The organism is Pseudoroseicyclus sp. H15, from assembly GCF_054353345.1.
Map to the genome: position 1 here is coordinate 601,893 of NZ_JBTHJE010000005.1, position 18,117 is coordinate 620,009.

Here is an 18,117-nt window from a genome sequence, read left to right on the forward strand (position 1 = left end):
CCTGTCGGCCCCCACCGACAACAGCTGAAGCAATTGCTGTAAAAGTTATTGTGACGTGATTTGATGCGTATTGTCAACGACTTGGTGCATAGTTGCGCCTTCGTGTTTAGTCTCTGTCCCGCTGGCTTATCGTTGACGGGCGGGCCACAATCCGCCGCGCCACTTTATGCCCCGGGTTACCGATGTGCGGCGCGCTCGGCCCTTCGATAGGCGGGGCGGGGCCCGCTGGCGGGAAGGGCCACAGGCACCGGGCCGGCCGCATTGCGCCGGGCGATCATGGCGGCGCGGCGCAGGCCACGCTCCCACGGCATGCGGTGGCGAAGGGTTTCTGCATCGCGCAGCCGGGCAAGTATCCAACGCGGGGTGGTCTTCATGGCGCCTCTCCTGAGCAGCTCTGGATCGGGCTTAGCCTCGCTGCGCAAAGCGGCGCGATTGCGGCCAGTCACCGGCATCATGATGGAAATACCGCGTTGACCTTGCCGGTTCCTGAACGGGCGGTGGCCCTAAAGGCGGATGGCAGAGATCAGCCGGCCGTAATCGGCGGCGCCCTCATGCGTGGCGCGGCGGTAGGAATAAAAGCGGGCCGGGTCTGCATAGGTGCAATGGCCCGTCCACTCGGCCTGGTCCACTCCGGCGCGCTTGAGCCGCCACAATCCATAGCCCGGCAGGTCGAAGAATGCGCGGTCACCGTCGCCGGGGGCGAAGAACCGGGCGGCCTCGCCGTCTTCCGCTTCGATCTGGGCCACGAAATCCGGGCCGACCTCATAGGCGGGCTGCGAGATCGTGGGGCCGATGATCGCCGCGATGCGCCCGCGCTCAGCCCCGAGCGATTCCATGGACTCCAATGTGTTCTCCAGCACGCCCGCCAGAGCGCCGCGCCAGCCGGCATGGGCAGCGCCGATCACGCCGGCTTCGGCATCGGCGAAGAGCACGGGCTGGCAATCGGCGGTGAGGATGGCCAAGGCGAGGCCGGGCGTGGCTGTGACCAGCGCATCGGCCTCGGGCGGCGTGTCGGGCACCTCACTCACCGTCACCACGCGGGCCGAATGCACCTGATGCACGCCCGCCAGCTCGCCCGGCGCCGCGCCCAGGGCTTCGGCGGCACGGGCGCGGTTGAGCGCGACGACCTCGCTGAGATCGCCCGAGCCGCGCCCGCAATTCAGCCCGGCGTAGATGCCGGAAGATGCCCCGCCAGCCCGCCCGAAAAACCCGTGCGGCACGGGCAGGGCGGGGGAGGTGATGATGTCGAGACCGGCCATGGACCAGAGGTGCCCCTGGCCGGGGGCGGGGTCAAGACTGCCCGGCAGTCAGGCCCGGCGGCGGCGCGGCGCCCTCGGGGTAGAGGCCGAGCACCTTGAAGAGCCCGCCCATCTCGTCCGGATGCACCAGACGGCGGTGCGCGGCCGCCACGGCGGCCCCGTCGCCCTTGGCCGCAAGGGCCTGGGCGCGGGCGGTGATTCCTAAGCGTTCGAGAAACACGCCCTGCGTCTCCAGCCCCGTGGCCAGCGCCGGCGCCGCGGCGGCGGCGAGCGGGGCGAAATCGACATGTGCCGTGAGGTCGGCCATGCCGGGGCGGGCCAGCGGGCCCACATGGGCGCCGCCCTCCAGCGCCTGAAAGGTATCGCCATGCGAGACCCAGCCGCCGTAATCCACGATCAGCGCCGCGCCGCCCTGCGCGGCGATGCGCTGGCCGATCTCCCCGGTGATGGCGCTGGCGGCGGTGCAAAGCTCCACCAGCTCGCCGTCTTCGGTATCCGCAAGCCGCGGCTCAAGGGCGGCGACGGCGGCGGCCTCGGTCAGCCCGAACGCCAGCTTGCCATCCGCCAGACCTATCACCCGTTCGGCCCAGGCGTCGCCCTGGCGGACGAACTGACGGATCGGCAGCGCATCGAAGAACTCGTTGGCGATAAGATAGAGCGGCCCCTCGGGCAGCGTCTCCACCCCGTCATGATGCTGCGCGCCCGGCAGACGATCGGCCTGCTCGGCCCGCAGCACGGGCGAGGCCTCGACCAGATGAAGCTCCGCCGCCTCGCTGAAGTCCGGCACCGCGCGGGCGGCGCGCAGGGCGTCGTCCATCAGCGCGCCGCGGCCCGGCCCCAGCTCGGCCAGCACGAAGCGGGCGGGCTGGCCCTGCTGCATCCAGGTGGCGGCGAGGCAGAGGCCCAGCATCTCGCCGAACATCTGGCTGATTTCCGGCGCCGTGGTGAAATCGCGGCTGCCGATGCCGGGGCGGGTGGAGTAGTAGCCATGCGCCGGGTGGAAGAGGCATTCGGCCATGTACTCAGCCACGCTCATCGGCCCCGACAGCGCGATGCGCCGCGCCAGCAGCTCGGCCAGCGGCGTCACGCCGGCGCCACCGCCCGGCGGCGCGCATGGCCGAACAGCCAGAGGCCGAAGAGGATCATGGGCAGCGACAGAAGCTGCCCCATGGTCAGCCCATAGCCGCCGATATGCAGCGCCAGCCCCAGCGGATTGCCTTCGGAGACGAATTGCGCATCGGGCTGGCGCACGAATTCCAGCATGAAACGCGAGAGGCCGTAGCCGATGAGGAAGGTCGCCAGAATGCGCCAGCCCTGCTTCAGCCAGCCCCAGCGGAAGCCGGCCAGCAGCAGGATGGTGCCGAGGATCAGCCCCTCGAGCAAAGCCTCGTAGAGCTGGCTGGGATGGCGGGCGCAGAGCAGCAGCGTGTCGCCGCAGGCCTGGGCGGCGCTGCCGGGGAAGATCACGCCCCAGGGCAGGTCGGTTGGGCGGCCCCAGAGCTCGTTGTTGATGAAATTGGCGCAGCGCACGAGGAAGATCGCCACCGGCGCCACCATCGACACCATGTCTCCGATCGGCGCCAGCGGCACCTTGTAGCGGCGCGAGAAGATCGCGCAGGCCAGCACCACGCCGAGAAAACCGCCATGGAACGACATGCCCCCATCCCAGATGCGGATGATCTCAAGCGGGTGGCTCAGGTAATAGCCCGGCTGGTAGAACAGCACATAGCCCAGCCGCCCGCCGCCGATGACGCCGAGCACGATGGCGGTGAGCAGCGTTTCTGTCGCTTCGGGGCGCATAGGTGGCGTGTTGCGCGCCCAAAGGGCGGGGCGGCGCAGGGCGGCGACGAGGATGCGCCAGCCGATCACCATGCCCACGATATAGGCCAGCGCGTACCAGCGCAGGGCGAAGTGGAAGCCGCCAAGGTCGATCGAGAAGATCTCGGGCGAGATATCGGGGAATGGGATGCCGGTCATGGCCCTTCCATCCATCGCCGGCGGGGCCGAGTCAATCGGGCGCCCTTGCGGCAGGCGGCCGGGCGAACCATATGAAGGCTGGCACACACGAGGAGGCCATATGCAGACCCGCAACAAGATCTTCGACGACCTCTCCGACCTGATGTCGAACGCCATGGGCGTGGCACAGGGCGCCCGGACGGAGGCGGAGACGGCCTTCAAGGGGATGGTTGACCGCTGGCTGGCCGACCGTGATTTCGTCACCCGCGAGGAATTCGAAGCCGTGCGCGCCATGGCCCAGAAGGCCCGCGAAGAGAACGAGGCGCTGAAAGCCCGCGTCTCGGCGCTCGAAGCCAAGCACGCCGGCGAATAAGCGGCGGCTCAGGGCGCGCCCGCGCCCGCCGCCAGCCAGCCGGTGAAGGTGGTTGCCGCGCGCGGCGCGCCGGGCCGGCTGAGCACGACGTAGCGCCGCCCGGTTTCGGCAAAGCCGAACGGGGCGGAAAGCTGGCCCGAGGCCAGATCCTCACGCACCAGCACTTCGGGGGCTATGGCCACGCCAAGGCCGGCGCGCGCCCCTTCCAGCATGAAATAGAAATGTTCGAAGAGCCGCCCCTCGGGGCCGGGCTCCGGCCATCCCTTGGCCCGGCACCACTCGCTCCACGCGCTGAGCCGGGTCTTGGTGTGCAGGCGGGGCAGGGCGAGCAGTTGGTCCCTTGTCTCCGCTCCCTCCAGCAGGTCGGGGCTCGCGACGGGGCCGCAGCAATCGGCGAAGAACTCCGTCACCTCGGCACCCGGCCAGGGCCCGGGGCCGACGCGGATCGCGAGGTCGAAGGGCGCGGTGGCGAAATCCACTGGCCCATCCGCCGCCGTCAGCCGGATCTCGATCTCCGGATGCGCCACCTGAAAGCCGACCAGCCGGGGGATCAGCCAGCGCATCGCCAGCGTCGAGGTGCAGGAGACGTCCAGTGCCTGCCGCTCCTGCCGGAGCGTGCGGGCCACGCCCGCCTCGATCAGGTCGAACCCCTCCTGCAGCGCCGGGTGCAGCGCCCGCGCCGCCTCTGACGGCACCAGCCGGTTGCGGGGGCCGTCGAAGAGCCGGACGCCCAGCACCTCCTCCAGCCCGCGCACCTGGCGGGAGACGGCGCTGTGGGTCACCCCCAGCTCCGCCGCCGCCAGCCCCATCTGGCCATGGCGCATCGTCGCCTCGAAGGCGCGCAGGGCATTCAAAGGCATGGCGCCGCGCTTCATGTGCGATTTCCTCACAGACGCTGGCGAATATCCTCGTTTTTCATCGGCGCGGCAATGGGGGAGGAGGGCACTATGACACAAACCCTCTCCCGAAAGCGCCGCTGACATGGCCCCGCATGTCTTCTTCGCCGTGCTGGCCGCGGCCCTCCTTCATGCCGGCTGGAATGCCGTCATCAAGCGGGCCGCCGGCGGTCAGGCACCGATTCTGCTGCTGGCGCTGGTGCAAGGCATCATCGCACTGCCGCTGCTCTTCTTCGTCCCGCTGCCCGCCACTGAGGCCTGGCCTTGGGTACTGGCAGGCGGGGCGCTGCATGCGGGCTATAAGCTGATGCTGACGCAGGCCTATGCCCATGCCGATCTGAGCATGGCCTACCCGATGGCGCGCGGTACCGCGCCGCTGATCGTGATGGTCGTCTCCGCCCTCTGGCTAGGCGCCAGCTTCGGCCCGGCCGAGCTGGCGGCCATCACCGCGATCTCCGCCGGCGTGCTGCTGATGGCGCTGCGAGGCGCGAGCGCGCCGTTGCGGGGCCGGGCGCTCTTCTATGCGCTCGCCACGGCTGGCTTCACCGCGAGCTACACGCTGGCCGACGGGGTGGGGGCGCGGCTGGCCGGCACGGCCTCTGGATTCGTGCTGTGGATGGTGCTGGTGGACACCGGGCTGATGGCCGCCGCCGCCGCGCTCACCTCCGGCCGCGCCGCCTTCCGCGGGCTGACGGCGGCATGGCGCACCGGCGTGCCGGCGGGGGCCATGTCGCTCGGCGCCTACTGGATCGCCGTCTGGGCCTTCACCCAAGCGCCGCTGGCGCTGGTGGCGGCCTTGCGCGAATCGTCGATCCTCTTCGCGACGCTCATCGCCGCGTTCATCCTGCGCGAGCCGGTGGGGCCATGGCGCTGGGCGGCGGCGGGGCTGATCGCGGCAGGCGTGGTGCTGACGCGGCTATAGTGGCCGCCCCGGAGCCATGCCCCGGGGCGGCCCTCGTCTCAGAGCGAGTCCAGATAGGCCGCCAGCACATCCCGCGCCGCCGCCAGATCGCCCTTGTCGGCCATCTCCGTCACCGTGTGGATGTAGCGGGTGCCCACGACGATGCCGATCGCGCGCGCGCCGCTGGCTGCCTGCTGGGCCGCCGCGCCATCCTGCCCGCCGGCGCGCAGCATGGTGCGCTGGAAGGGGATGCCCTTCTCGGTCGCCAGCTTCGCGAAATCGGCCACCAGCGCCTTGTCGGCGATGAAGCTGCTGTCGCGCACATGCAGGCCGAAGCCCTTGCCCTGTTCGGTCGTCCTGTCCTGATCGGGCACGCCGGGCGTGTCGCAGGAGAGCGTCGTGTCCACGCCGATGCCGATGTCGGGCTGCACGCGATGGGCGGCGGTGCGGGCCCCGCGCAGACCGACCTCTTCCTGCGTGGTGAAGACCACATGCACCTCGGCGCCGCGCCCGCCATCGCCAAGCTTGCGGATCGCCTCGATCCCCAGCCAGCAGGCGGCGCGGTTGTCGATGGCCTTGCTGACCACCTTGTCGCCGAGCTCTAGGAAGGGTTCGTCCATCACCACGTAATCGCCGACCTGCACCTTCTCCTTCGCCGCTTCGCCGAGGCCGGTATCGATGAAGAACTCGGCGATCTCGGGGATCTTCTTGCGATCTTCGGGCGAGGCGATGTGCACCGGCTTGCCACCGGGGTTCATCACGGCCTTGAGGTCGCCCTCTTCGGTGCAAACGAGCACGCGGCGCGAGAACAGGTTGCGCGGGTCGAACCCGCCGACGGGCTGCACGTAGAGGAAGCCTTTGTCAGAGATGTGGTTCACCAGAAACCCGATCTCGTCCATGTGGCAGAGCAGCATGACCTTGGGCGCGCCTTCGCTGGCGGCGTGGCGGATGCAATGCAGCGAGCCCATCGGGTCGGTGTGGATCTCGTCGAAGAGGTCCTTGGCCTCGGCTTCGATCAGGGCGCGCACGCGTTCTTCATGGCCGGGCACACCGGGGGTTTCGCAAAGCCGCTTGAGCAGGTCGATATTCATGGGAATAGCCTCGATTGCTGAGATTGGCGCGATCCTGCACCCGAGGGTCATGGCGTCAAGGCAGGGGGCGGCCTGCCCCGGCGGCGCATTAACGGCGGTGACGGATTAGGCGGAGCGGCCCCGGCGATAGAGTTTTCCCCAAGTTTCTCCTTTACAGGCGTGTCATGCTCTCCCACCATATCTCGTATGGGGGATGCGCAATGTCACCCTCCGTAGAGCAGGCACATAGCGATAGAGGCGAGCCACCGCCGCTGCGCTACAACGGAATGAGGCCGCCATGACGCTTTCCGAGCAGTATTTCGAGGCAGACGAGATCGACCCGATCGACGTCGTCGAACATCTGGCCGAGCACCACGAATGGGAGTTCGACCGCATTGCCGACGATCAGATCGCCATGGCCGTCGAGGGCCAGTGGCGCACCTATTCGATCACGCTGGCCTGGTCGGCCTACGATCAGACGCTGCGGCTCATCTGCACCTTCGAGATGGAGCCGCCCGAGGCGCGGCTGCCCGAGATGTACGACCTTCTCAACCGCGTCAACGATCTGTGCTGGGCCGGCGGTTTTGCCTGGTGGGGCGAGCAGAACCTGATGGTCTGGCGTTACGGGCTGGTGCTCGCGGGCGACCAGATCGCCAGTGCCGAGCAGATCGACACCATGATCGGCGCCGCCGTGATGAGCTGCGAGCGCTTCTACCCGGCCTTCCAGCTCGTCAGCTGGACGGATCGCACCCCGCAGGATGCCCTGCAGGTCGCCATCGCCGAGGCCTACGGCCGGGCCTGAGCCTTTCGGGGCGGGCGGGGCAGGGTCCTCGCCCGCGCCGCCCATTGCCCGGCGCGGGCGCCCTTGCTAGAGGGCGCAGCGATGAGTGACCCCGAAGATCTCCCCCAGGATGAGCAGGACGAGCCCGGCCCCGATGGCCGGGCCTGGCGCAATTTCTACGGCCGCATCCATGGCAAGACGCTCCGCGCCACTCAGAAGGACGCGCTGGAGAACGACCTCGGCCCGCTGACGCTGCGGGGCGCGACCCGCGAGGAGAACCCGGAGCGTGCTCTGCTGGACCTCGCCGCGCTGTATCCGGGTCGGCCCGTGTGGCTGGAGATCGGCTTCGGCGGCGGCGAGCATCTGGTGCATATGGCGGCGCGCTACCCCGATGTGCAGATCATCGGCGCCGAGCCCTTCGTCAACGGCATCGCCATGCTGCTGGGCAAGATCCGGGCGGCGGGGGTGGAGAACCTCGCCATCCACCCCGGCGACGTGCGCGACCTCTTCGACGTGCTGCCCGAGGGGAGCATCGAAAAGGCCTTCCTCAACTACCCCGACCCCTGGCCCAAGCGCCGGCACCACCGCCGCCGCTTCGTGACGCCCGGCTATCTGGCGGGGCTGCACCGCGTACTGGCGCCGGGCGCGGAGTTTCGTGTCGCCACCGACATCCCCTCCTACGTCACGCAGACGTTGGAGGAGGTGCCCAAGGCCGGGCTGCGGCGGCAGGAGCATCCCATCGGCGAGGCTTGGGACGACTGGCTCTCCACCCGCTACGAGCAGAAGGCGCTGCGCGAGGGGCGGGCGCCGCATTACATGACGTTCCGCAAGCCCTGAGGCGGTCGAATTTCGCCCCGCGAAATGGTGGCAGCGCGACGACACCACCTGTGATCTCGTGATTGCCACATTTACCGCTTTGCAGGCTCAGTCTAGAACCGTTCGGCACAGCAGGAGTACCCCTATGTCCGCCCACGGCGACCCGATCCCGATGATCTCTCAGAAGGGGCCGGCGCTCTCTGGCGTGGCGGAAGTGCCGGGCGACAAATCCATCTCGCACCGCTCCCTTATCCTCGGCGCCATGGCGGTGGGCGAGACGAAGGTGACCGGTCTGCTCGAAGGCCAGGATGTGCTCGATACCGCCGAGGCGATGCGCGCCTTTGGGGCGGAAGTGACGCGCCACGGGCCGGGCGAGTGGTCGATCCATGGCGTCGGCACCGGCGGCTTCGCCGAGCCGGAGAACGTGATCGACTACGGCAATTCCGGCACCGGCGTGCGGCTGGTGATGGGCGCCATGGCCACCACGCCGATCTCCGCGACCTTCACGGGCGATGCCTCGCTCCGCTCGCGCCCCATGGGCCGCATCACCGACCCGCTGGCTCTGTTCGGCGCCGAAGCGCATGGCCGCGCCGGTGGCCGCCTGCCGCTGACGCTGATCGGCGCCCGCGATCCGGCGCCGGTGCGCTACACCCTCCCCGTCGCCTCTGCCCAGGTGAAGAGTGCCGTACTGCTCGCCGGCCTCAACCCCCCAGGCGAGACAATTGTGATCGAGCCCGAGGCGACGCGGGACCATACCGAGCGGATGCTGCGCGGCTTCGGCGCCACGCTCTCTGTCGAGGACAGCCCCGAAGGCCGCGTCATCACCCTGCAGGGCCAGCCCGAGCTGCGGCCGCAGAGCATCGCTGTGCCGCGCGACCCGTCCTCCGCCGCCTTCCCCGTCTGCGCCGGGCTGCTGGCGGAGGGCTCAGACGTGCTGGTGCCGGGCATTGGCCTCAACCCGACGCGCGCCGGGCTCTACACCACCCTGCGCGAGATGGGCGCCGAGCTGAGCTTCGAGGATGAGCGCGAAGAGGGCGGCGAGCCCGTCGCCGACCTCCGCGCCCGCTTCTCGCCGAACATGAAGGGCATCGAGGTGCCGCCCGAGCGCGCCGCCTCGATGATCGACGAGTACCCCGTCCTCTCCGTCGTCGCCGCCTTCGCCACCGGCCCTACCGTCATGCGCGGCGTCAAGGAGCTGCGCGTGAAGGAGAGCGACCGCATTGACGCGATGGCGCAGGGGCTGCGCGCCGCCGGTGTCGAGGTCGAGGAAGGCGAGGATTGGTGGATCGTCCATGGCCGCGGGATGGGCGGAGTGCCCGGTGGCGCCACGGTGGAAAGCCGGCTCGACCACCGCATCGCCATGGCCTTCCTCGTCATGGGGCTGGCCACCGAGAAGCCCATGCGTGTCGATGACGGCGGCCCGATCGCCACCTCCTTCCCGATCTTCGAGCCCTTGATGAGCCGCCTCGGCGCGCGCATCGGGCGGGCCAACGCGTGACGGCCAGTGTGCCGCCAGAGCCCAGGTGGGTGACTGCGGCACAGGCGTGGATGCCGCGCGGGCTGATCCTGTCGCTGGCGCTGTTCACCGCGGTCAACTTCGCGCTGCTGACGTGGATCACCACCACCCGCATCGGTGACGTCACGGTTACGCCGCTGCCCCTGCTCCCCTTCGGCTATGACGTGGCCGACATGACGGCCTTCGTTGATATGATCCGCCCCATGGGCGAGGTGCTGGTGCGCTGGGTTCATCCGCTCAATACGGTCACGAGCATCGCCTTCGGCGTGACGCTGCTCGCCGCCTGCTGCCGCTGGGGCGCCATGCGCGGGCTGGCTGCCGCCGCGGCCTGGATGCTGATCGGCGTCGATACGGCGGAGAACATCATGATCCGGGAGTTCATCGAGGGCGCACCCATCACGGCCGACGCGGTGCTCGCCACCAGCCGCGCGACGACGACGAAGTTCCTGCTGATGACGTTCTGCCTGGTCCTGCTGCTGATGCCCCGCAGCCGCGCCCGGATTTGACAATGGCGCAGGAGGCGGGCAGCACGGAAGGCATGCAGTTTACAGTCGCCATCGACGGGCCGGCCGCTGCCGGCAAGGGCACGATCAGCCGCGAGATCGCGCGGCGCTTCGGCCTCGCACATCTCGATTCCGGCCTGCTCTACCGCGCCGTCGCCCGCAGGGTGCTCGGCGGCGAAGGCGCCATCGAGGCGGCGGAGGCGCTGGAGCCGGCCGATCTGTCGGAAGAGGGGCTGCGCACCGCCGAAGTTTCTGCCGAGGCCAGCCGCGTGGCGGCCATCCAGGAGGTGCGGGCCGCGCTGGTTGAGTTCCAGCGCAGCTTCGCGCGGCGCGAGGGCGGCGCCGTGATCGACGGGCGCGATATCGGCACGGTGATCTGCCCCGGCGCCGAGGCCAAGCTCTTCGTCACCGCCAGCCCCGAGGTGCGGGCCGAGCGGCGCTGGCGCGAGCTGGCCGAGCGGGGGGCCGAGATGCCGCTGGTGCAGGTGCTGGCAGATGTGCGTGAGCGCGACCGCCGCGATGCCGAGCGCGCCCATTCGCCGATGATCCCCGCGCCCGACGCGCTGCAGCTCGATACCTCTGAGCTCAGTATCGAGGCGGCGGTCGAGGCGGCGGCGGCGCATGTGGCCGCCCGGCGCGGCTGAACAGGCGGGCCGGCGCCCATCCGGGTGCGCCCGCCGATATCGATAGACATCCGCCGGCTCCCCCCGGCATCTTGCCCTTGGGTTTGCCAGGGGCTCAGTGAAGGGAAAACACCACATGACTGCAAAGCTCACCCGGCCCACGCGCCGCTCCGTTCTCGGCATGGCCGGCGCCGGCGCCGCGATGGCCACCCTGCCGGCCCGCTTTGCCCATGCCCAGAGTGCCGCGCCCATCCGCCTTGGCTTCGAGGTGCACCGCACCGGCATCGGCGCCTCCTATGGGCTCTGGTACGAGCGCACGGCCCGCGCGGCGCTGAAGGTTCTGAATGCCCAGGGCGGTATCATGGGCCGGCCCGTGGAGATCCTGTTCGAGGATGACGGTACCGACGCCGCGCGCGGCGCCTCGGTAGTGGAGAAGTTCGCGACCCAGGACGAGGTCGATCTGATCTTCGGCACTCTCTTCAGCCAGGTCGTCACGGCTGCCGCGCCGCGCGCGGGTGAGCTGAAGATCCCTTACGTCGTCTGCTCCGAGGGCCACCATGTCGCCTCCGGCGCGCTCAACCGGTGGACGCTGCAGCCCGGCATTACCGACGTGAAGAGCCAGGTGCAGAGCATGGCGCCCTTCGTGCTGGAGAACCTCGGCAAGAAGGTCACCATCGTCTATCCCGATTACGCTTTCGGCTACGATCACCGCGATTTCTTCTCGGCCGCGGTCGAGGCGGGCGGCGGCGAGGTGCTGGCCACCGTGCCCATCCCGCCGACAGAGACGGCCTTTACCCGCTACTTCCCCCGCATCCCGCGCGACACCGAGGTGCTCTACCACGTCATGGTCGGCCCCTCCGTGCTGACTTTCGTGAAAGAGATGGGGCAGTTCTACGGCTCGGGCGCGCGGCCCGAGATCTTCGGCTTCATCGACAGCCTCGAGGGCGTCGACCTCGCCTCGCCGGGCCTCGAATTCCTCGAAGGCACACATTTCTGGGAGGGCCAGTGCCGCTACCTGCAGCCCGACGCGCCGGATTACGAGCTGGCCTATCGCGAGGCTGTGGGCGTGGACGAGCGGGGCGCCGCCATCGGCAATCCCAACGAGATTTCCACCTATTCGCACATGTTCTCGGTCTGGGAGACGCTGTTCTCGATACGTGACGCGATGGAGGCGGCCGATTACCAGGGCCCGGCGCAGCGGCAGGCCTTTGTCGAGGCGATGGAGGCGATGACAGACATTCCGGCCGGGCTGGAGCATCCGCAAGGGCCGAAGCTCTTCAACGGCAAGACGCACCAGGTGTTCGGCGTGCAATACATCTCGAAGGTCGAGGGCGGCCGGCTGGTGTGCAAGCACCAGACCTCCATCGAGGAGGGGCTCTACCCCGACGAGGTGGATTACACCGCCATGAGCTTCTAGGGCGCGGTCCCGCAGCGGCATGGGGTTCGGTCCCTTCCTTCTGCTCGCCGTTCTGGAGGGCCTCGTCTCCGCCGCCGTTCTGGCGCTGACGGCGACGGGGCTGAGCCTCGTGTTCGGCATCATGCGGGTGGTCAACGTCGCCCACGGCGCCTTCTTCATGCTGGGCGCAGTGGCGGCGTGGTATGTGAGCCAGTGGTTCGCGGGCGCGCCGGTGGGCTTCGTGGCCGCGCTGGTGCTGGCGCCGATGTTCGTGGCCGCCATTGCGGCGCTGGCCGACGTCGCCGTGCTGCGACGGCTGAACTACGCCCCTGATGCCACCATCGTGGCCACCATCGGCCTGCTCTACATGATCGAGCAGGCGGTGCTCACGATCTACGGCCCCGCCGCACGGCCGGTGCCGGAACCCTTCTCCTTCCGCGTGCAATTCCCGTGGTTCGGCTACTCGGGCTACAAGCTCTGCGTGGTCGCCGCCGCCCTGATCGTTCTGCTCGCCGTCTGGGCGCTGCTCACTCGCACCAAGGCGGGGCTGATGATGCGCGCCGTGCAGGCGGATGCCACCGTGGCGAGGGCCTTCGGCATCTCCGCCGGACGCGTCTATGCCGGCACCTTCGCCTTCGGCGCGGGCCTTGCGGCGCTGGCGGCGGTGCTCGTGGTGCCGATCCAGCAAGCGCATTACCTGATGGGGCAGGACCCGCTGCTGCTCTCGTTCATCGTGGTGATCATCGGCGGCTTGGGGAGCCTGCGCGGCACGCTCGTCGCGGCGCTGATTATCGGCCTGTCGGACGGGATCATCGGCATGTTCTTCTCGCCGACGCTGGCCAAGATCCTCGCCACCCTGCTGGTGGCGCTGGTGCTGGTCTTCCGCCCCGAGGGCCTGTTCGGGAAAAAGGCGGCATGAGGAACGGCGCGCTCATCCTCGGCCTTCTGGCGCTGTTGCTGGCGCTGCTCTTCGTGCTGCCGGCCTATCCGCTGGCGGCGCTGGTGCGGGTGATGCTGCTGGCGACCTTCGCCGTCGGCTTCAACATCGCCTTCGGCTACACGGGCCTCCTCTCGCTCGGCCATGCGCTCTTCTTCGCCGCCGGCATGTATGCGGCGGGGCTGCCGGCCTATCACCTCGGTTGGGGCGCTGTGCCCGCTCTTCTGGCCGGGATCGCTGCGGGCGGGCTCGTGGCGGCGGTGACGGGGGCGCTGGCGCTTCGCACCAAGGGCGTGTCGTTCATGATCGTCACGCTGATGTTCGCGCAGGCGGGCTACCTGACCATCATCTACTTCACCCGCATCACGCGCGGTGAGGAGGGGCTGGTGCTGCCCGCCGCTGCCCGCCAGCTGCCGGGGCTCGATCTTTCCCAGGAGGCGCCGCGCTATATTTTCGCGCTCATCCTTCTGGGCGTGGCAATGCTGGCGGCCTACGCACTCGTGGCGAGCCGGTTCGGGCGGGTCATGGTGGCGATGCGCGAGAATGAAGAGCGCAGCCGCATGCTGGGCTACAACCCCTTCACCACCAAGCTCGCCGCCTTCACCGCGTCGGGCCTCATCTGCGGCGCGGCGGGGGCGGGGTGGGCGCTGAGCTTCGGCTATATCGGCGCGGGCTTCGCGGGCATCCAGTATTCCATCCTGCCGCTGCTCTACGTTCTGCTCGGCGGGGCCGGCACGTTGTTGGGGCCGTTCTTGGGCGCGCTCATCATGTTCTACCTCGTCGATCTCACCAGCGAGGTGACCGACGCCTATCTCTTCGTCGTCGGCGCGGCACTGGTGCTGCTGGTGCTCTTCGCGCCCAAGGGCCTCCTCGGCGCCGTCCGTGACAGGTGGGCGCCATGGTTGCGGTAAGCCACGTCCGCCAGACACCAGCCCCACTCCTGGAGGCGCGGGGCCTCGTGAAGAGCTTCGGTGGCGTCGAGGCGGTGGCGGGCGTCGATATCACCATCACGCCGGGCGAGATCCACGGGCTGATCGGGCCCAACGGGGCGGGCAAGACGACGCTGGTCTCGCTCCTCTCCGGCCGGCTCATGCCCGATGAGGGCTATATCGAGCTCGAAGGCGACCGCATCACCCGCCTGCCGGCCCATGCCAGGGTGCGGCGTGGCATCGCCTATACGTTCCAGATCACCTCGATCTACGCGGCCCTGACCTCGGGCGAGAACGTGGCGCTCGCCCTGCAATCCCGTCTCCGCAGCCGCCCGTCGAAAGCCCAGATCGCCGAAGTGCTGGCCCGCGTCGGCTTGCAGGGTGAGACAGGCGTGCGGGCCGGCGCGCTGAGTTACGGGCACCAGCGCCTGCTGGAGGTGGCCATGGGGCTGGCGCTGGCGCCGCGCCTTCTGATCCTCGACGAACCGACGCAGGGCCTCGCCGCCTCGGAAATCGCGGGGTTCAAGAAGGTGGTGCTCAGCTTGGCGCCGGAGACGACGGTGCTGCTCATTGAGCATAATATGGAGGTGGTGATGGAGCTGGCCGAGCGCATCACGGTGCTGAACCAGGGCAAGGTGCTGGCCCGTGGCACGCCGGCGGAGGTGCGCGCTGACCCGGCCGTGCAAGAGGCATATCTGGGCGGATGAGCGGGGCCGGGGCATATCGTCGGCCACCGGGCCTCGGAATTCGCGCGAATTCCGTGCACGATTTTCGAGCGAAAATCGGGGGAGCGGCGCCATGACGCTGGTTCTGGAGGGCATCGGCACGGGCTATGGCCAGGCGCGGGTGCTGGAGGGCGTCTCGCTCACCGTCGCGCCCGGCGAGGTGCTGGCGGTGATGGGCCGCAACGGCGTGGGCAAGACGACGCTTCTGCGCGCCATCATGGGTGTGCGGCCGCTCTGGGAGGGGCGGATGAGCCTGGAGGGCAAGGACCTCACCGAGCTCGGGCCGGAGGAGACCGCCCGCGCCGGCATCGCCTGGGTGCCGCAGGGGCGGCGGCTCTTCGGCGATCTGACCGTGGCAGAGAATATCGAGGTCGGGCTGATGACCCGACGCTCGCCGCGCTCGACCCGCGATGAAATCCTCACGCTCTTTCCCCGCCTGAAGGAGCGGCTCGGCCAGCGCGCCGGCACGCTTTCCGGCGGCGAACAGCAGATGCTGGCCATCGCGCGGGCGCTGGCGATCCGGCCCGCCGTGCTCCTGCTCGATGAGCCGACGGAGGGGCTGCAGCCGTCGATCATCGCGCAGATCCGCGAGGTCATCCTGCGGCTGAAGGGCGAGGGCGTGGCCGTTCTGCTGGTCGAGCAGCGGGTCGATTCCGTGCTGCAGGTGGCAGACAGGGTGGCATTCCTCTCTGGCGGCGGAGTGGGGGCACTGGAACCGCGCGCGGCGCTGGCGCCCGGCGCGCCGGCCTTCGCGCGCTACGTTGGCGTCTAGCCCCGCCGCTCGACCTGCACCTTGCCCTTCGGGCGGTAGCCGGGCGGGGGCTCTTCGCTGCCCCGGTTCGCGGCGATGCCGGCCATCAGGGCGGTCTCCATCTCGGCGTTGAGCTCGCGGGCGCGGGAGACGTATTCTTCGTTCTTCTCGACCGGTACGCCGGGCTTCCACAGCTCGGCCAGCTCGCGCAGGTTGGAGCGGTCGTGGTGGTAGAAGGTCATTTCGGCCTCCGAGGCCTCCCAGTCGCTCAGCCCCATCTGCTCCAGCACATAGCGCCCGGCGCGCAGCGAGCTGTCGAAGAGCTCGCGCACGATGTCATCCGCTCCGGCATGGTTGAGCTGGTAGGCATGCACCCGGTCATAGGCGCGCACCACGATATGCAGGTCGGGCCGCTGGCGGCGGGCGTGGCGCACCAGCCGCAGTGCCGCCGCCCTGTCATCTAGCGAGACGACCAGCACCCGCGCTTTCATCAGCCCTGCGGCGTTCAGCACTGAGGGCTGCGTGGGGTCGCCGAAATAGGTGCGCATGCCGAAGGTGCGCATCGTCTCGATGGCGGCGAGGTTGTTGTCGAGCACGACAGTGTCGAAGCCGGCCGAGCGCACCAGCCGGTTCACCACTTGCCCGAAGCGCCCGATGCCGGCGATGATGACGGGGCCTTCCTCGTCCACCTCGTCGGCCTCGCGGGAGACCTCGCCATGCATGCCATCCGCCAGGCGTTCGTAGAGGATGAAGAGCAGCGGCGTCATCAGCATCGACAGCGCGATGACCATGAGCAGCCGCTGCTCATAGACCGGCGGGATGACATTCTGCGCCAGGCTGAACGAGGTGAGGACGAAGCCGAACTCGCCGGCCTGCGCCAGCGACAGGGTGAAGAGCCAGCGGTCGCGGCTTTCCAGCCGGAAGATGCGGGCAAGCAGGTAGAGCACGGCGCCCTTCACGGCGATCAGCCCCAGCGTCAACCCGATGAGGAGCAGCGGCTCGGCCAGGAAGGCGTCGAAAGAGAAGCCGGCGCCGACGGTGATGAAGAAGAGCCCCAGCAGCAGCCCCTTGAACGGCTCGATGTCGCTTTCCAGTTCGTGCCGGAATTCGGAGGAGGCGAGCACGACGCCGGCCATGAAGGTGCCGAGGGCGGGCGACAGGCCGACGCTCTGCATCAGCACGGCGATGCCGAAGACGATGAGCAGCGCGAGGGCGGTGTACATCTCGGGCAGGCGGGCCTGGTGGATGTAGCGGAACACCGGCCGGGCCCCGTAGATGCCGGCCAGCAGGATGGCGGCGATGATGCCGAGCGTCAGCAGCGTCACGCCCCAGCCGGGCATGCCTTCGAGGAAATGGGCGGTGGTGTGCAGCTCCTCCACCTGGGCCGGCTCGATTGCGCCATTGGGCGCGAAGGACAGCTCGCGCATCATCAGAAGCGGCAGGAGGGCCAGCAGCGGGATGACCGCGATGTCCTGCGTCAGCAGCACCGAGAAGACGTTGCGGCCCCCCGCCGTCTGCATCAGGCTCTTCTCGTCGAGCGTCTGCAGCACGATGGCGGTGGACGAGAGCGACAGGATGAAGCCGATGGCCAGCCCCTGCTGCCACGGCAGGCCGAAGGCGATCATGGCGCCCGCGATCGCCGCCGCCGTGAGCCCGACCTGCAGGCCGCCGAGGCCGATCAGCTTGTGGCGCATGTCCCACAGCGCGCGCGGCTCCAGCTCCAGCCCGATGAGGAAGAGCATCATCACCACACCGAATTCGGCGATATGGCGCAGCCCTTCGCTTTCGGCCCCCACAAGGTGGAACACCGGCCCGATGAGGATGCCGGCGGTAATGTAGCCGAGCACGGAGCCGAGCCCGAGCCGCGCCGAGAGCGGCACAGCGATCACCGCGGCGGCGAGATAGATGACGGCCTGAAGAAGCATGGATTCCATGGGTGAGACTGTTACAGCGCCGGCGCGGCACGGCAACAGGCCATGGCGCCCGGCCACCTCTCGGCCAGGCGCGATGAGCGAAGATCAGGCGCCGGCGCCTTCAACCGCCGCGCGCTGCATCCGCCGCCGCGAAATGGGCGATCTGGTCGTCATAGGCCTTCCGGAAGGCCGGGCGGGCGGTGGCGCGCGCAAGGTAGTCACGGCAGGCGGGATGGCCGGCCAGCCCTTCCAGCCGGTTCACCAGGCGCAGCACGTCTGACATCAGGATGTCGGCCATCGTGAAGGGCCCGGCGAGCCAATCGCGGCCAGCTAGCACCGGCTCCAGCCTGTCGAGCCGGCCGGTGAGAAAGCTGTCCAGCCGTTCGCGGGCCGGCCCCTCGTCGATGCCGGAGAAGGCGAGGATCGACCAGGGCAGGCTCGCCGCTTCGACGGAGTTGAGCGCAGCGAGCACCCATTCCGTTGTAAGGCTGCGCCCGGCGGGATCCTGCGGCATCAGCTCCGGGCTGAGGCTGCCGAGGTGCAGGAGGATCGCTCCGCTTTCGAAGATCGACAGGTCGCCATCGGTCAGCCAGGGCACCTGGCCGAAGGGCTGGTGGACAAGATGCTCCGGCCCCCTGTCCTCGAAAGACGTGCTTTCCACCCGGTAGGGCAGGCCGGCCTCTTCGAGCGCCCAGCGGATGCGCAGATCGCGCACATAGCCGCGGGGGACGTCGGGAACCCAGTCGTAGGTGGTGAGGATGAGATCGGCCAT

General features: G+C 69.2%; 20 protein-coding genes. 12 read left to right on the forward strand and 8 right to left on the reverse strand.

Annotated elements, in window-relative coordinates; all coding sequences use genetic code 11:
• Positions 1 to 176: 176 nt before the first annotated feature.
• The 4 genes from ACXN5S_RS13670 to lgt all read right to left on the reverse strand — a co-directional run bounded on the left by ACXN5S_RS13670 (position 177) and on the right by lgt (position 3,236).
• Positions 177 to 374: a hypothetical protein gene (locus ACXN5S_RS13670; RefSeq protein WP_458605990.1), complete on the reverse strand. Its 198-nt coding sequence runs from the start codon at positions 372 to 374 to the stop codon at positions 177 to 179.
• A gap of 129 nt (positions 375 to 503) precedes the next feature.
• A complete protein-coding gene (gene pgeF / locus ACXN5S_RS13675; RefSeq protein ID WP_458605991.1) occupies positions 504 to 1,259 on the reverse strand; it encodes a peptidoglycan editing factor PgeF in 756 nt (251 codons plus the stop codon).
• 31 nt (positions 1,260 to 1,290) lie between these two features.
• Positions 1,291 to 2,346 (reverse strand): class I SAM-dependent methyltransferase, encoded by a 1,056-nt coding sequence (locus tag ACXN5S_RS13680; RefSeq protein WP_458605992.1) that lies wholly within the window; start codon positions 2,344 to 2,346, stop codon positions 1,291 to 1,293.
• Positions 2,343 to 3,236: a prolipoprotein diacylglyceryl transferase gene (gene lgt, locus ACXN5S_RS13685; protein WP_458605993.1), complete on the reverse strand. Its 894-nt coding sequence runs from the start codon at positions 3,234 to 3,236 to the stop codon at positions 2,343 to 2,345. Before lgt ends, ACXN5S_RS13680 begins: the two co-directional genes overlap by 4 nt.
• A gap of 100 nt (positions 3,237 to 3,336) precedes the next feature.
• Between lgt and ACXN5S_RS13690 the strand changes: the two genes are divergently transcribed.
• Positions 3,337 to 3,588, forward strand: coding sequence for an accessory factor UbiK family protein (locus ACXN5S_RS13690; protein ID WP_458605994.1), 252 nt, complete (start codon positions 3,337 to 3,339; stop codon positions 3,586 to 3,588).
• 8 nt (positions 3,589 to 3,596) lie between these two features.
• On the opposite strand, the gene ACXN5S_RS13695 is transcribed toward ACXN5S_RS13690, so the two are convergent.
• The gene (locus ACXN5S_RS13695; protein ID WP_458605995.1) at positions 3,597 to 4,448 is read right to left on the reverse strand and encodes a LysR substrate-binding domain-containing protein; all 852 of its coding nucleotides are present in this window, start codon (positions 4,446 to 4,448) and stop codon (positions 3,597 to 3,599) included.
• A 121-nt stretch (positions 4,449 to 4,569) separates the two neighbouring features.
• Here ACXN5S_RS13695 and ACXN5S_RS13700 point away from each other — a divergent pair, with 121 nt between their 5' ends.
• Positions 4,570 to 5,406, forward strand: a complete 837-nt coding sequence (locus tag ACXN5S_RS13700) for an EamA family transporter (protein WP_458605996.1) — start codon at positions 4,570 to 4,572, stop codon at positions 5,404 to 5,406.
• Positions 5,407 to 5,444: 38 nt separating this feature from the next.
• Here ACXN5S_RS13700 and ACXN5S_RS13705 read toward each other — a convergent pair whose 3' ends face one another.
• Positions 5,445 to 6,476: a M42 family metallopeptidase gene (locus ACXN5S_RS13705; protein ID WP_458605997.1), complete on the reverse strand. Its 1,032-nt coding sequence runs from the start codon at positions 6,474 to 6,476 to the stop codon at positions 5,445 to 5,447.
• A gap of 277 nt (positions 6,477 to 6,753) precedes the next feature.
• Between ACXN5S_RS13705 and ACXN5S_RS13710 the strand changes: the two genes are divergently transcribed.
• The 10 genes from ACXN5S_RS13710 to ACXN5S_RS13755 all read left to right on the forward strand — a co-directional run bounded on the left by ACXN5S_RS13710 (position 6,754) and on the right by ACXN5S_RS13755 (position 15,453).
• A complete protein-coding gene (locus ACXN5S_RS13710; RefSeq protein ID WP_458605998.1) occupies positions 6,754 to 7,257 on the forward strand; it encodes a type III secretion system chaperone family protein in 504 nt (167 codons plus the stop codon).
• Positions 7,258 to 7,338: 81 nt separating this feature from the next.
• Entirely contained in the window at positions 7,339 to 8,073 is a 735-nt protein-coding gene (gene trmB / locus ACXN5S_RS13715; RefSeq protein WP_458605999.1) for a tRNA (guanine(46)-N(7))-methyltransferase TrmB, read from the forward strand.
• A 124-nt stretch (positions 8,074 to 8,197) separates the two neighbouring features.
• Positions 8,198 to 9,550: a 3-phosphoshikimate 1-carboxyvinyltransferase gene (aroA, locus tag ACXN5S_RS13720; RefSeq protein WP_458606000.1), complete on the forward strand. Its 1,353-nt coding sequence runs from the start codon at positions 8,198 to 8,200 to the stop codon at positions 9,548 to 9,550.
• A 29-nt stretch (positions 9,551 to 9,579) separates the two neighbouring features.
• On the forward strand, positions 9,580 to 10,074 hold the full coding sequence (locus ACXN5S_RS13725; protein ID WP_458606001.1) for a hypothetical protein: 495 nt from the start codon (positions 9,580 to 9,582) through the stop codon (positions 10,072 to 10,074).
• Between the two features lie 32 nt (positions 10,075 to 10,106).
• Positions 10,107 to 10,715: a (d)CMP kinase gene (locus ACXN5S_RS13730; RefSeq protein WP_458606002.1), complete on the forward strand. Its 609-nt coding sequence runs from the start codon at positions 10,107 to 10,109 to the stop codon at positions 10,713 to 10,715.
• A gap of 115 nt (positions 10,716 to 10,830) precedes the next feature.
• A complete protein-coding gene (locus ACXN5S_RS13735) occupies positions 10,831 to 12,111 on the forward strand; it encodes an ABC transporter substrate-binding protein (RefSeq protein WP_458606003.1) in 1,281 nt (426 codons plus the stop codon).
• A gap of 19 nt (positions 12,112 to 12,130) precedes the next feature.
• Entirely contained in the window at positions 12,131 to 13,009 is an 879-nt protein-coding gene (locus tag ACXN5S_RS13740) for a branched-chain amino acid ABC transporter permease (protein WP_458606004.1), read from the forward strand.
• Positions 13,006 to 13,938: a branched-chain amino acid ABC transporter permease gene (locus ACXN5S_RS13745; protein WP_458606005.1), complete on the forward strand. Its 933-nt coding sequence runs from the start codon at positions 13,006 to 13,008 to the stop codon at positions 13,936 to 13,938. The genes ACXN5S_RS13740 and ACXN5S_RS13745 overlap by 4 nt, the downstream gene beginning before the upstream one ends.
• Positions 13,926 to 14,663 (forward strand): ABC transporter ATP-binding protein, encoded by a 738-nt coding sequence (locus ACXN5S_RS13750; RefSeq protein WP_458606006.1) that lies wholly within the window; start codon positions 13,926 to 13,928, stop codon positions 14,661 to 14,663. Before ACXN5S_RS13745 ends, ACXN5S_RS13750 begins: the two co-directional genes overlap by 13 nt.
• Before the next feature lie 91 nt (positions 14,664 to 14,754).
• Complete coding sequence (locus tag ACXN5S_RS13755) at positions 14,755 to 15,453, forward strand: ABC transporter ATP-binding protein (RefSeq protein WP_458606007.1); 699 nt, start codon at positions 14,755 to 14,757, stop codon at positions 15,451 to 15,453.
• On the opposite strand, the gene ACXN5S_RS13760 is transcribed toward ACXN5S_RS13755, so the two are convergent.
• Both ACXN5S_RS13760 and ACXN5S_RS13765 read right to left on the reverse strand, forming a co-directional pair.
• Positions 15,450 to 17,366, reverse strand: coding sequence for a monovalent cation:proton antiporter-2 (CPA2) family protein (locus ACXN5S_RS13760; protein WP_458606008.1), 1,917 nt, complete (start codon positions 17,364 to 17,366; stop codon positions 15,450 to 15,452). The genes ACXN5S_RS13755 and ACXN5S_RS13760 overlap by 4 nt on opposite strands.
• A 100-nt stretch (positions 17,367 to 17,466) precedes the next feature.
• Positions 17,467 to 18,117, reverse strand: a complete 651-nt coding sequence (locus ACXN5S_RS13765) for a glutathione S-transferase family protein (protein WP_458606009.1) — start codon at positions 18,115 to 18,117, stop codon at positions 17,467 to 17,469.

Bases quoted from the DNA above. Each gene is read 5' to 3' on its own strand.
- ACXN5S_RS13670 (WP_458605990.1), bottom strand. From the start codon at position 374: ATGAAGACCACCCCGCGTTGGATACTTGCCCGGCTGCGCGATGCAGAA.
- pgeF (WP_458605991.1), bottom strand. From the start codon at position 1,259: ATGGCCGGTCTCGACATCATCACCTCCCCCGCCCTGCCCGTGCCGCAC.
- lgt (WP_458605993.1), bottom strand. From the start codon at position 3,236: ATGACCGGCATCCCATTCCCCGATATCTCGCCCGAGATCTTCTCGATC.
- ACXN5S_RS13690 (WP_458605994.1), top strand. From the start codon at position 3,337: ATGCAGACCCGCAACAAGATCTTCGACGACCTCTCCGACCTGATGTCG.
- ACXN5S_RS13695 (WP_458605995.1), bottom strand. From the start codon at position 4,448: ATGCCTTTGAATGCCCTGCGCGCCTTCGAGGCGACGATGCGCCATGGC.
- ACXN5S_RS13700 (WP_458605996.1), top strand. From the start codon at position 4,570: ATGGCCCCGCATGTCTTCTTCGCCGTGCTGGCCGCGGCCCTCCTTCAT.
- ACXN5S_RS13705 (WP_458605997.1), bottom strand. From the start codon at position 6,476: ATGAATATCGACCTGCTCAAGCGGCTTTGCGAAACCCCCGGTGTGCCC.
- ACXN5S_RS13710 (WP_458605998.1), top strand. From the start codon at position 6,754: ATGACGCTTTCCGAGCAGTATTTCGAGGCAGACGAGATCGACCCGATC.
- trmB (WP_458605999.1), top strand. From the start codon at position 7,339: ATGAGTGACCCCGAAGATCTCCCCCAGGATGAGCAGGACGAGCCCGGC.
- aroA (WP_458606000.1), top strand. From the start codon at position 8,198: ATGTCCGCCCACGGCGACCCGATCCCGATGATCTCTCAGAAGGGGCCG.
- ACXN5S_RS13730 (WP_458606002.1), top strand. From the start codon at position 10,107: ATGCAGTTTACAGTCGCCATCGACGGGCCGGCCGCTGCCGGCAAGGGC.
- ACXN5S_RS13735 (WP_458606003.1), top strand. From the start codon at position 10,831: ATGACTGCAAAGCTCACCCGGCCCACGCGCCGCTCCGTTCTCGGCATG.
- ACXN5S_RS13740 (WP_458606004.1), top strand. From the start codon at position 12,131: ATGGGGTTCGGTCCCTTCCTTCTGCTCGCCGTTCTGGAGGGCCTCGTC.
- ACXN5S_RS13745 (WP_458606005.1), top strand. From the start codon at position 13,006: ATGAGGAACGGCGCGCTCATCCTCGGCCTTCTGGCGCTGTTGCTGGCG.
- ACXN5S_RS13750 (WP_458606006.1), top strand. From the start codon at position 13,926: ATGGTTGCGGTAAGCCACGTCCGCCAGACACCAGCCCCACTCCTGGAG.
- ACXN5S_RS13755 (WP_458606007.1), top strand. From the start codon at position 14,755: ATGACGCTGGTTCTGGAGGGCATCGGCACGGGCTATGGCCAGGCGCGG.
- ACXN5S_RS13760 (WP_458606008.1), bottom strand. From the start codon at position 17,366: ATGGAATCCATGCTTCTTCAGGCCGTCATCTATCTCGCCGCCGCGGTG.
- ACXN5S_RS13765 (WP_458606009.1), bottom strand. From the start codon at position 18,117: ATGGCCGATCTCATCCTCACCACCTACGACTGGGTTCCCGACGTCCCC.